Raw genomic sequence first — 12,836 nt, forward strand, 5'->3', positions numbered from 1 at the left:
GTTTGATAAATTATCCAACATTTATAAGGCAAACCGTGAAGTAAGTTGAATTGCGTGCGGATGCTATTGGCAATATTCACAATCCAATTTCTCGGATAACCGCCTTAAAAATCATAATATTCAGTTAAATGAAGCGATTTGGAGTAATTACGACCAAAATCAGCAGAATATTAAATCTTTATTGAGTCTTTTATCTAATATCTGAAAACGCCTCACGACCTGACACTTCTTTCCAATTTGCCTCTGGCGGTCCCTACTCGTTTTCCTTACATTCCTACTAACTCAGTGACGAGACGTATACCAAATACGAGCAATAGAAGACGATGAAAGACCAGTTGACGATCTCTATATCAACTATCAATGGCTCAAGACATTGGTACTTCAGTAAAAGGATGCAACGCAACATAAAAACGTTTTTCGTTTTTTTTGTTGTTGCTCTGGCCGCGACCATAATCTTAATTCATCACTTGTACACTCGCGTTGATAATGCAGCGTTAAAACAAGCTGAATTGACAGAACATTCACGCACCATGGGTGAAGAGCTCAGCACACTGAAAACACTTAAATCAGAGCTAGAAAATGACCTTTCAGAACGGGAAGAACGGGTACAACTTGTTTCGGAACGTTTGGGTGAATTAGAGAAAGTGCTTGGGGTTGGAGAACATACCTCGACAAATAACTTGGATGCTAGGCTCGATGCGGCGGCGATAACCTCAAACGTTCGCATGGTGTTATTAAACCAAATACCAAGTGGCTCTCCAGTCGGCAAGGTACGGCTATCTTCCGGATTCGGTAAGCGTATCCATCCGGTGACAAAAGTTGCCAAGATGCATCGTGGGCTCGATTTTGCCGTAAATATCGGCACCAAAATTTATGCCCCTGCCGATGGGGTAGTGGAAGTCACCCGCCGCAGTAATAAGGGCTCTGGTAACTTCCTCAGGCTGCAACATTCTTTCGGTTTTTCGAGTTCTTATTCGCACTTGAAAGCGTTCAAAGTAAAAAGTGGTCAGTTCGTCAAAAAAGGGCAACTGATTGCAATTTCCGGCAACAGTGGGCTCTCTTCTGGCCCTCACCTGCATTACGAGGTGCGATTTGTTGGGCGAGCACTGAATCCGAAACCATTTGTCGATTGGAGCCTTAATGATTTCGAAGACATTTTTACTAAGGAGCGAAGAATACGATGGGAATCTTTAATCAAAACAGTGGAACAACGAGTAGCTCAGCAGCTTCAACTCTCATCGCCAAAGGCTGTTCTCTTAGCGGAGAACTCAAAGTAGAAAACGATGTCCAGATTGATGGCATCGTCGATGGTCAAATTAACGTGGAAGGCACTCTCGTTGTCGCAGAAAGCGGGCGAGTAAACGGTGAAATTTACGCTAAACAGCTGATCATTAACGGCATGATGGACGGAAACTGTCACGCAGAACACATTCAAGTGCTTGCCAAGGGACGCGTAAGCGGTAGGATCTGGAGCAATAACCTCAGCATTGAACCTGGTGGCAAATTCTTTGGTGAAGCAGCCGAATTACCTGAAAAGGAAGTGGTAACGTTAAAGGGTAAGGCTCAAGACGGTGCGATCACAAAAGAAAACAACACCAACAATGAAAAGCGACTTTCGCGTAAATCAGCATAAAAGCTTTGATTAAAGTGCTTAAAAAAGACGGCTTTCACGCCGTCTTTTTTATTACTATTGCCACGATTTTCGTCAGAAACTACGTGATTATTCGGCCGGATTTAAAACCATCACCGAGCGTTTTGCCTGTGGACCAAAAGCTGATTTTGCATGCGCTTTCACTTCATCTAACGTCACACTTTTAGCCACTTTCTCAACGTCAAGTAACACATCGACGCCGTAATCATGCACCAAATAACGAGTATATGCCCATGATCTCTGTGCTGGGTTGTCATCCAATCCTTGCATCGCGACTGCCAGTTGTTTCGCGGCCGTATCCACTTCTTTTTGGGTAATATTTGACGCTAAACCATCAAACACTTTGCCCAGTTTACTCTCTAAAAGTGCCACGTCTTCGGGCTCAACTTGAGACTCCAAGAGCCAATCAGAGATGGGTTCGCGATCTTGTGTCATGGTGTAAATGCTCGGGCTGTAATCAAGGCTAGACTCTTCTCGCACAATATCCAAAACACGTGCATTACTAATACGTTGCAAAATATCTTCGATAACCGTGTCTCTTGCCGTACGTTGGTAATCGCTCGTATTAGTCAAACGCATTACATACAACGATGAAGGTTCATGCCCATCCGAAACCACAGTTCGCTCCGGCACTTCCGGGTTAAACGCAACGTGATAATCAATCGAACGACTCGGTTTCATTTCGATAGAGGCCACATATTTACGCAAAAGTGGTGTAATTTCTTCCGGCTCTACGTTTGCAACAATAACCATCTTAAAACCATCATTGGTTTTGAAAAGTTGCTCATGCACCGCTAGTATCTGCTCGGAAGTCACTTGTTCAACATCATCACTGGACACTATACGATGACGACTACCCGGCAAATAAGAATTGCCGTTTGCTTTTTGAATCAGTTTTCCCATCGGTGATTCAAAAAAAGCGCCGCTCTGCTGTTTAAACTCTTGCTTCGCTGCTGCCATCTGGCGCTCGTCGACTTTAATCTCCGTCGCTAGGTTGTATAGTCCATTCAAAGCATCAGTTAGGTGCGTATTTGGCGCCGTAATTTGTGCTCCGTGACTGGTCGCATCAAGCATCGCGCCAAGCGCAATGTTGTTTTTGCGTAAGTAGCTATCTAGCTCTGAACCAGAAAATGCCCCTAACCCACTGCGTATTGCCGTTGTTGCTGCGATTTCATAAGCGGCATACAACGTCGGATCAACAGCGGCTTTACCACCTTGGCTCGCATAGTAAATATACGCTCGACCACCCGCTTTAGTATCTTTTTGGAACCACACTTCGACACCGTTTGATAGCGTATAGACTTGAAAACCACCCGCTTCCTGACGCATGCTCGTGATGCTGCCTTCCTGGGTAGGCTTTAAGAATCCATCCACTTTGTCATACATCTCTAACGGTTTTTCGCCAGTTTGAAGATAGGCACTGTTTAGAGCGGCAAATACACCATTGAACTGTTCTGACGTTTCGCTTTTCCCCAAACCAATAAAAAAGCTTGGCTGCTGAGATAACAAAGCCGCCAATTGTGTGTTAATGCTCTCTAAATTCTCGTTGTTGATGAATTCTGCCAAACTCTGGGCATAACTCTCTTTTGATTGGCTGACACTGTCTTGTCCAATTTGAAAAACACGTGCTTCTGCGTAACTGTTTGGCTTACGCTGACTCCAATCTGAATCAATATTTGCAAGTTCACCTTGCCAATTTGACATAACGCTATCTAACTCGGATTGAGTCGCACCATAATCTCTCAACGACGCCAAGGTACGAATGAAAGTCTGGTGCATTTGTTCGCGGCGATCTGGTGCAAACGAAATCCCTGCCGACATCATACGCTGATAGTTAGAGTAATAGGGCTCTGCATAAGCGTATTGAAAAGGTTCAGCGGCATCACTGAGTACACGGATCAAACGCTGTTGAATGAGTTGTGTTGCGACTTCATCACGCCACACTTCATGTTGTTGCTCAATCGTCGTGCCGCCACTTAGACCACGCTCAATCACTAAATGAAGACTTGGTGATTCCATCGTGTTACTTGGCAAGATTCTGTTTTCGTTGTTCACTCGAATATCACGGCGCTTCTCTATTACCGTATCCGAGGTACTTTCCCAGTTCGAGAACTTGCTTTTGATAATCTTGGACAGTGAATCTACGTCGATATTACCAGTCACAATCAACTCGGCATTTTGTGGCTGGTACCATTTGTCGTAAAACGCCTTTAACTTACTTGAGGAAGCATTTTGAATCGCTTCGCGAGTACCAATTGGGTCATGCTCACCATACATAGTGCCTTCAATCGAGGCTTGGTAAGCATGCATAGAAAAGGACTTATCATCCGGATTGGCACGTCGCCATTCCCCGAGAATCACCCCTTTTTCTTTCTCTACTTGCTCAGGAGCAAACTCAAGTCCGTTACCGATATCTCTCATCCACTTCAGGGCATCTTCTAGCTTCGTATTATTCGCAAGGTCAAGTTGGTAAGACGTTTGCTGATAACTGGTAAAAGCGTTGATATCAGCGCCAAAGCTACCACCAGATTGCTCAAAAAGTTTGACAACGTCGTTACCGGTAAAATGCTCACTACCATTAAACGCCATATGCTCAACAAAGTGAGCGTAACCCTTTTGAGAAGATGTTTCTTGGAATGAGCCGATATTCATCACCAAACGGACCGAGACTTCTTGGTCTTCTGTTGGATAGAGATGGTATTTCATACCGTTCGATAACTGGTCCACGTGCCAGTTGGCGTCAGGTTGAATCGGCGTCGACTGTTGTATCAGAGCACACCCTGACACTAATAACGCGGGGACTAACAATATACTGCGCATAACGATTGCCCATAACAATGATTAAGCTAATCAATATATATCCGGTGCTATAACCTTCACATTTTTAATGGATTATCAGACACGCAAATGTGATAAAGATCACCATTTATTGAAATCAATTCTCATTTACAAAAATCGACAAATCCTTACTTTACAAATACATAAATAATATCGTTCCAAATCCTTTTGCTTATTTGGTGTAAAACTCAAATTCGCGACATGGAGTCAGCATTTATTTTGAGCAATAAAATATAATTATTGAACAGATTCGAATCTGACTTTCTGCTGCATATTCAACAGCGCAGAGAGCACTGATGAGAATAAAAACACAACAACTATCATTCAAAGATCTATTATTCGCTTTATGTTCAAAAATCTATCATTAAAAAACAAACTGGCAATCTCTGCCAGTGCCGCCATCATTCTAGGGGGAGTGCTGGTAAAGGGGCTGTCTTTTCGAGATTCATTAAATAGGCTCGATGTCGAAGTCGCACAGCGACTAGAAAGCACTAGCGCATCTTACAATCAATACGTAAAGGACTGGCTACTCTCTAAAGAGCGCGCACTAACTTCACTCTCTTCTGATTCAGAGAAACGTTCTCTGGTTACGCATTTGAAACAAGTCCGAGACTCTGGCGCGTTCGATAACGTTTTCCTCGCTTACCCGGACGGGTCACAAGACAACGCTAATGGGGTGGTTTTGCCACCAGGTAATAACGATCCTCGTAAGTGGGGCTGGTACACCAATGCAATCGCCAACCCATCGAAAGTCTTTATGGATAACCCGACCGTCGCAGCTGCCACGGGGGCTAACGTCGTGTCGCTCGGTAAAGCCCTGCAATTGCATGGTCAAACCGTCGTTCTGGGTGCTGACGTAGAGATCGGTGATATCCTGAACAGTCTCAACCAAGTGATCCTACCGGGTGAAGGTTATATGTTTATTGCCAATGAACAGGGCAATATTTTCACTCATAACAACGGTAAACTGCTGAATCAACCGGTTAGCAAGCTGGGCCTCAACAACAACGACATTACGTCTGCCGCACGTTCAGGTACAGAGCGTCGCGTCTCTATTAACGGCACCGAATATGTGATTTACGCGCGCCACATAGAGGGTACCAAACTCACAACGGTCACAGTGTTAGATCAAAACTCGTTGGTTGCCCCACTTTACGATGCAGTTTGGGATCAAATCATCGCAACCACTATCGTCGTCGTTATCTGTGTGGCTTTGTTTAACCTGCTATGTAACATCTTGTTCCGTCCGCTCTACAATGTTTCGAATGCGCTTGCGCAAATCGCCAACGGTAGCGGCGATCTGACTCAACGCATCAAAGTAGAAAACCGTGACGAAGTTGGTGAGCTGGCTGAAAACTTCAACCAGTTCGTTGAAAGTTTGCAGCAACTTATTGGTCACATTCGTCACCAAGCGGAAGAACTGAGCCAACAATCGGAGCTGAGCACGAATCGCGCGAATCAATCGGTTTCCGATCTGAACCATCAGCAACAAGAAATCACTATGGTGGCGACCGCTGTGACTGAAATGGCATCAGCAACGCAAGAGATTGCAGCACATGCAGAGCAGACGGCTAAAGCCGCTCAAGACTCTTCAGCAAGCACACAAAACGGTCATGAGTTGGTGATCAATTCCAAATCGTCCATCAATAATTTGTCTTCTGAAGTCAACCAAGCGAGCGTTGTCATCGGTGAGCTCAACCAGCACGCGCAAGACATCTCAACCGTGCTATCAACGATTCGAGACATCGCAGAGCAAACCAACTTACTGGCTCTAAATGCGGCTATTGAAGCGGCTCGTGCAGGTGAGCAAGGTCGCGGTTTTGCCGTTGTTGCAGACGAGGTTCGCGTGCTATCACAACGCACACACACCTCAACCGAAGAGATTCGCTCGACGATCGAGACCTTGCAGCAAACCACACAACGCGCAGTGACCATCATGGATACAAGCTCTCAGCTCGCGCAAGGTTCGGTGGAAGATGCTGATCGCGCAGCACTGGCTCTGGATGAAATCAACGCAGCCGTTGCGCTGATCAGCGATATGGCAACGCAAATTGCGACCGCCGCCGAAGAGCAAACGCACGTAACCAATGAAATCACGCAAAACGTCACGTCCATTAAAGATGTGACCGATCACTTGGTAGTTGGTGCCGAAGAATCGATGAATCAATCTGCTGAGCTGAAATCGCAAGCTGAGGATCTCAACTCGAAAGTAGCAACATTTAAACTGGCTTAAACGCCACGTTAAGAACGCTCTTAAAAACAACCCCCGCTAGCAACTTGTTACTAGCGGGGGTTGTTTTTAAGGAACGACGTTTTTATTGCAGATGGCTTTCGAAAGACGTAAACCTACACCACCACACACATCGGCGTGCCTGAGATTGGGTCGTTAAATACTCTCGCTTGTAAATCAAACACCGATGACAACATGCCTTCTGTCATTACCTCTTGCGGCGTTCCCTGCGTGACTAACTGACCTTTTTCCAACACCACCAAATGATCGCAGTAACGGCACGCTTGGTTTAGATCGTGCAGCACTACCACCACAGTTTTGCCTTTGTCGTTCATCTGCCTCATGAGTTTCATCAGCTCAACTTGGTGAGAAAGATCCAAGTAAGTGGTTGGCTCATCAAGCATCACTACGTCGGTATCTTGCGCCATTACCATCGCAATCCACGCCCTTTGCCTTTGACCGCCAGACAGCGATTCAACTGGCTTGTCAGCAAACTCAATCACGCCAGTATCTTGCATTGCTTGCTCGACTAAGGTCTTGTCTTGTTGACTTAACCGGCCCCAATGAGAGAGATAAGGCGAGCGGCCATATTCGACCAGTTTTCTGACGGTAATACCTTCAGGACTGACAAGAATCTGCGGCAGCAAAGACAACGAACGCGCCAAGCGTTTATCACCGTAGCTGCTTAGTGGTTTGTCGTCATACAACACTTGGCCAGAAGCGGGTTTATTGATGCGTACCAAGGTTTTTAATAGTGTCGATTTACCGCAACCATTTGGACCAACTAGTGCGGTAATTTTACCTTGAGGAATCGACAAAGAGAGATCTGGAATGATGGTCTGTTTGCCGTACGCGACGGATAAGTTCTGCGTTCGTAACATGCTTACCAACCTCTATAACGATACAAAAGAAAAATGAAATATGGTGCGCCAATAACAGATGTCAGCACTCCCGCTGGTAGCTCAATTGGCGGCTGTAAGCCTCTCGCTAAACCATCGGCGCAAATCACCAACAAAGCGCCAAGGGTTGCAGCGGCTGGAATCAACAACTTGTGGTTGTGGCCAAACAGCAAACGCGCAAGATGCGGCGCAAGCAGGCCAACAAAGCTGATCGTGCCTGCCACAGACACACTGATACTCGCCAATAGCACGGCAGCAATCAACGCAATAATTTGGATCTGTCTTGGTTTCGTGCCAAGTGTAGTGGCGCTTTCTTCTCCCAGTCCCATAACATCTAGCCGCCAAGCCAGCCAAAACGCCAATGGTAGTAGCAGCAATAAAGCACTCCAAATAAACGGCACTTGTTGCCAGTTTCGTCCCCACAAACTGCCGGTTAGCCATACCATCGCCGTGTTGATTTCAATAGGGTGCACAATCAGAAGAAAATCGATACCGCTGGCTAAAAATGCGCTGACAGCAACACCAATCAGCGCCAAACGTGCTGGTGTTGGTTTCGACCAGTAAGCCAGCACAGCAATAAAGCCAGCAGCAAGCAAGCCTCCCGACATGGCGACCATCGGCAACATTGCCACTGGCGCATTCGGATACAGCACCAAACAAGCGGTAGCCGCCAGTCCTGCTCCGGCGCTTATCCCCATTAAATCTGGTGAGGCAAGTGGATTACGGATGACGCCTTGAACTAAAACGCCTGACAGCCCCAACCCAGCGCCCACGCCAATGGCGAGCAACATTCTCGGTAATCGATATTGGTGAATCACAAAGTCCGAGTCAGAGAAAGAAAACAGCAATGCAAAAACCTGTTGAGCCGACATGTTCGCCGCGCCAACAAACAGCGTGAGAGAAGACGCAATCAGCAACAATCCAACTAATGCAAACAGTTTGGTTTGATTCATCATGATGATTTCCTCATTGCAATCGCGATAAAGCAAGGTGTGCCCAACAGCGCGGTAATCACGCCCACTGGCGTTTCAGCCGGAAAGGCAATCGCGCGTGATAAAGCATCTGACCACGTGACCAATGCCGCGCCACACAAGGCGGAAACCGGAATGAGAATGTGATAGTTGTGACCAACAATCGGGCGTACCAAGTGCGGCACTAACAACCCGACAAAGCCAATTGGTCCAGCAATCGCTACGCTAGTTCCTGCCAACAGCACAACCGCTAAACCACTGATTAATCGCGTAAGACGAATGTTACCACCCAACCCGACAGCAACTTCGTCCCCCAACGCGAGTAAATTTAAGTTTCGCGCTAAGCCCATGGCGAGCACCAAACCTAAAGTCGCAAAAGGCCACAGTTGCTGCCACTGCTCAGAATCTACCGCGGAGAGTGAACCCGTTAACCAATGCAACACGCTGTAAGCCATGTCATCCGCCAAAATTACCGACGCACGAGTTAACCCTATCAGCAGTGCACTGATGGCAATGCCCGCTAGCACTAAACGCAATGGGTGAGAACGCGCGGAGAAAAAACCGCCCAACAACATGACCGCACCACCACTTAGTAGCGCGCCGAGTACTGCGTTGATGATTGGGTTCAATTGACTAAAGAATGGTACGCCGATGGACGCCAAGGCCATAAAACACGCCGCACCTGCATTAATGCCGAGAATGGATGGCGACGCCAAAGGGTTACGAGTCAATCCTTGCATCAGCACTCCGGATACCGCAAGCGAAGCGCCAATTAATAACCCAGCATAGGTACGAGGCGCACGCAGCGTCGCGAGGATTTGATGCAGCATATTGCCCTCATCAAACGCAAACCAATAGCTTGTCAGATCATTAACGCTCAAAGAAAAGTTGGACCAGCCAATCATTGAGGCTGCATAGCCTGAGAGCGTACACAACGCCATAGCACAGACAAACAAGCTCGCTTTCCAATGCGATTTGCTAACCGAAGACGCGCTTTCCGAGCTTATCGCCGAACTCATGAGCGCTCCAATAACGCTTCAAGATTGCGGGCAATTTCTTCCGCAGCCAACATGCCGCGATTTAACGACCACAGTTCAGGAGATACCTCAACAAGTTGCTGTTTTTTCGCAGCGGTTAGCAGCTTAAATAATGGGTTTTTGCGCCACTCATCCACAATATTTGGTTGAGAGTAAAGTCCAACTAACAACCAATCAGGGTTGGTTCTTAGTAAAAGTTCGAAACTGGTTGGGATATACGCTTTTTGCTCAGATGGAGCCAGCGGGCTTTGGATGCCCAGCGTACTCAAAACGCCCCCAGCGTAAGAAACCGGGCTATGCAGCCACATCCCTTTGTCAGAAACCACACCAAACTGAATGGTTTCTTGTGTCGCAAAATGCTGTTTGAACTCCGCCATTGTCTGTTTGTGCTGCTCAATTCGTTGTGTCATTTTCGCTTGCTTGCCAATCGCAACCCCGATTTTCTGTGCAGATTCGAGGTTTTCTTTATACGTCTCTCCACGGCTTTTTAACAGCAAGGTTGGCGCAATTCGCTGCAAATCTTGATAAATCGCGCGATGACGTTCGGCATCGGCAATGATCAAATCCGGCTTGAGCACCGCAATCGCCTCTAAACTCGGTTGTGAACGCATGCCGACCGATTGCCAAGGTTCAATCTTGGCGCGAACAGCAGGGATGACTCGTGTGGCATCGTTGTCATCGGCGACGCCTACAGGTGAGACATCGACTGCCGCTAATGCATCGACAAACGAAAATTCTAAAACCACAATACGTTGAGGTATCGCTTCTAGCTCAAAAGTGCCTTGCTCATCTTGCACGCTGCGCACCTGAGCACTTGCGGAAAATGACATAAAAACTGAGCTCAACAGCATCAGCAAAACGGTTGAAAAGTGTTTGATCGTAAATTGTTTTTTATTTTTCATCTTGCTTTTTTCCAGTGCTAAGTGTTTTCCAGTACCTAAGATCGGCAAAGTCGCCAAGGTAAATTGGCGACTTTTCTTTTCAAACTCGGTGAACGAAACGCTTAAAACTGATAGTTCAGATCCAGTGTGTAAGAGCGTCCCGGAGCTGGGTACCGACCAACTGGGCTGGTATCAATCCCACGGAAGTAATACTCCTCGTCAAACAAGTTGTTTACTGCAACATTCATGCGTAACTTGCCTTTGTCGTCTTTGTATAAATCCGTACCTAAGTTGAAGTTCCACACCATGTAAGACGGCACTTTGCCCGTTGCACCTGTTGCGTCTTCGGCACTGGTGTTGGCGTTATCGGTATACGAATCACTGAAGTAGAAGCCCGATAGCGTGGTGTCCATGCCGTAAAACGCGTAGGTCGCATCCCAACCAAGTTGATGTTTAGAGGTGTAAGGCAGCTGGTTACCTTTATTCGCACCCTCTTCTTCAAGCGTGGCATCGAGGTAGTTGTAACTTGCGCCCAAGCTCAGAGCAGGTAGAACTTCAGGCACGTAACGAGCAGAAAGTTCTAAACCTTGGTGAAGTGTTTTTCCGATGTTATCGAAGGTCTGCGTTGAGCTTTGCCATTGCAGTTGGTCTTCAAAATCGATGCGATAAAGTGCAGCGTTAAAACTGGTCGCATCTTGGGTGTAACGCGCGCCGACTTCGTAGTTCCAAGCCAGTTCGCTCCCTTCTTCACCCAAGCCTCGGATGTAGGCAATTTGTGGCGCACGAAGTGATTTTTGCGCGTTCGCATACGTCACCCACTGATCAGTTAAGTTGTATGCCACCGTCAAACCTGGCAACCATTCCGTCACGGTGTTGTCTGCTGTTTGTTTTTTACCACGATCGGTAAACGTCATTCGAACCGACTCAACACGCAACCCAGGCGTTACCTTCAATGTATCATTGAACAAACCAATTTCGTTGCTAACGTATCCAGCAAACGCGTCCGTATCTAAATGCCAATCACGCGGAACGCTGGTTGCACCACCAGCGATTGGAGTCTGAGTGAGTTTGTAGTCAATGTCTTCGTTAACATAACGGGTACCCACGATCCAGTTTTGAGTAACGGATTTACCTTCGCCAAAGTACATCGCCATTTTTGGCTCTATACCATACACGGTAAATTCACGTGGAGAGGTACGAACGTCCGTCGCTGGCAGAGCCGGATCCGCCCAATGGCCACCCGCGCTGTTAAAGCCCCACTTGAAAAGACGCTCTGACTTATGGCCAAACGTTAGCACTTCTAGCTCAGCACTGTCGGCAAATGGCAAATCGTGGATGTACTTAACACTCCAGCGTGTCGACTTACCTTCATAATCATCGTAAGGACGTTTCGATTGGTGACGATCTTGCTCGTAATCTTGTGGCGAAAGTGCACCAGGCATTTGCGTTTCAGCATCGTAACGTTGCAGGAATGCTTGAATCTCTTGAGTGTCACTCAATAGCCACTGTGCTTTCGCTTGAAAGTTCTTCACGTCCGTATCGGAATGTTCACGGAAGCTTTCACCTTTTAGGAAGTTACCTTCCAACTGCAGTGCAAATGTGTCGCTTAACCAGCCGCCCGTGCGTAGGTAAAAATCATTCAACGGCGCATCACCGCCATCAAACACGGTAAGGCGGTTACTGATTTCAGTTTGCCACGTGTGTGGAATCGGTTTGGTCACTAAGTTGATCACACCACCGACGTTGTTTGGGCCGTACTGTACTGCGGCACCACCGCGTACAATGTCAATACGATCAAGCATCGACAGTGTTGCTGGGAAGATAGACTGACCAGTGTGACCATATGGCGCAAGTGTTAGCGGTACACCATCCATCAAGAACTGAGCATGACCGCTACGGCTTGCTTTCAAACCACGTACGGAAATGTTAGGCAATACGCCCGTTCCGCTTTCATCCTGAACTTTAATACCCGGCACGCGCTGTAGCGCGTTATCAATCGAGCCTGCGGCGGTTTTCTCGATTTGATCGCGGGTAATGACGGTACGAGCACCTGGGTACTCTTTGACGTCTTCAATTTCAGATTTACCAATCACGCTACCAGTGACAACGACGGTTTCCATCGCGGTAGTTTGTTCTTTTTTAGCAGGAGCGGCAACCGCGCTCATGGATGTGGCAGAAGCGATTGCAATCGCAAGCACACTGTAAGTGGTAGACAAACCAGCACGTACACGCACTTTACCATCCAAATTCTGGTAAGACATTAAGATCTCCTTTGCGAGAAATTGAGCCTCGGGCAGAATACATCCCGTAGGCTCTCGGGGCTAAACAT

The 12,836-nt window shown here is 47.1% G+C and carries 9 protein-coding genes; 3 read left to right on the forward strand and 6 right to left on the reverse strand.

Annotation, left to right across the window (positions count from 1 at the left end; translation table 11 throughout):
- Window positions 1–323: 323 nt before the first annotated feature.
- Both R8O11_RS03260 and R8O11_RS03265 read left to right on the forward strand, forming a co-directional pair.
- A complete protein-coding gene (locus tag R8O11_RS03260) occupies window positions 324–1,277 on the forward strand; it encodes a M23 family metallopeptidase (protein ID WP_213873729.1) in 954 nt (317 codons plus the stop codon).
- Window positions 1,181–1,633, forward strand: a complete 453-nt coding sequence (locus R8O11_RS03265; protein ID WP_081007941.1) for a bactofilin family protein — start codon at window positions 1,181–1,183, stop codon at window positions 1,631–1,633. Before R8O11_RS03260 ends, R8O11_RS03265 begins: the two co-directional genes overlap by 97 nt.
- Before the next feature lie 87 nt (window positions 1,634–1,720).
- On the opposite strand, the gene R8O11_RS03270 is transcribed toward R8O11_RS03265, so the two are convergent.
- Window positions 1,721–4,471: a M16 family metallopeptidase gene (locus R8O11_RS03270; RefSeq protein ID WP_262651630.1), complete on the reverse strand. Its 2,751-nt coding sequence runs from the start codon at window positions 4,469–4,471 to the stop codon at window positions 1,721–1,723.
- A 364-nt stretch (window positions 4,472–4,835) separates the two neighbouring features.
- On the opposite strand from R8O11_RS03270, the gene R8O11_RS03275 reads away from it, so the two are divergent.
- A complete protein-coding gene (locus R8O11_RS03275; protein WP_318193911.1) occupies window positions 4,836–6,722 on the forward strand; it encodes a methyl-accepting chemotaxis protein in 1,887 nt (628 codons plus the stop codon).
- 113 nt (window positions 6,723–6,835) lie between these two features.
- Here R8O11_RS03275 and fecE read toward each other — a convergent pair whose 3' ends face one another.
- The 5 genes from fecE to pvuA all read right to left on the reverse strand — a co-directional run bounded on the left by fecE (window position 6,836) and on the right by pvuA (window position 12,768).
- Window positions 6,836–7,600 (reverse strand): Fe(3+) dicitrate ABC transporter ATP-binding protein FecE, encoded by a 765-nt coding sequence (fecE, locus tag R8O11_RS03280; protein ID WP_318193912.1) that lies wholly within the window; start codon window positions 7,598–7,600, stop codon window positions 6,836–6,838.
- Between the two features lie 2 nt (window positions 7,601–7,602).
- Window positions 7,603–8,574: a FecCD family ABC transporter permease gene (locus R8O11_RS03285; protein ID WP_017634500.1), complete on the reverse strand. Its 972-nt coding sequence runs from the start codon at window positions 8,572–8,574 to the stop codon at window positions 7,603–7,605.
- Window positions 8,571–9,530, reverse strand: coding sequence for a FecCD family ABC transporter permease (locus R8O11_RS03290; RefSeq protein ID WP_373417389.1), 960 nt, complete (start codon window positions 9,528–9,530; stop codon window positions 8,571–8,573). The genes R8O11_RS03285 and R8O11_RS03290 overlap by 4 nt, the downstream gene beginning before the upstream one ends.
- A 74-nt stretch (window positions 9,531–9,604) precedes the next feature.
- Window positions 9,605–10,528 carry a Fe(3+) dicitrate ABC transporter substrate-binding protein FecB gene (locus R8O11_RS03295; RefSeq protein WP_053308093.1) on the reverse strand — a complete coding sequence of 308 codons (924 nt, stop codon included), beginning with the start codon at window positions 10,526–10,528 and terminating at the stop codon, window positions 9,605–9,607.
- A 101-nt stretch (window positions 10,529–10,629) separates the two neighbouring features.
- On the reverse strand, window positions 10,630–12,768 hold the full coding sequence (gene pvuA / locus R8O11_RS03300) for a TonB-dependent siderophore vibrioferrin receptor PvuA (protein ID WP_017634503.1): 2,139 nt from the start codon (window positions 12,766–12,768) through the stop codon (window positions 10,630–10,632).
- Between the last annotated feature and the right edge of the window lie 68 nt (window positions 12,769–12,836).

This window comes from Vibrio sp. 1288 (genome assembly GCF_033344475.1).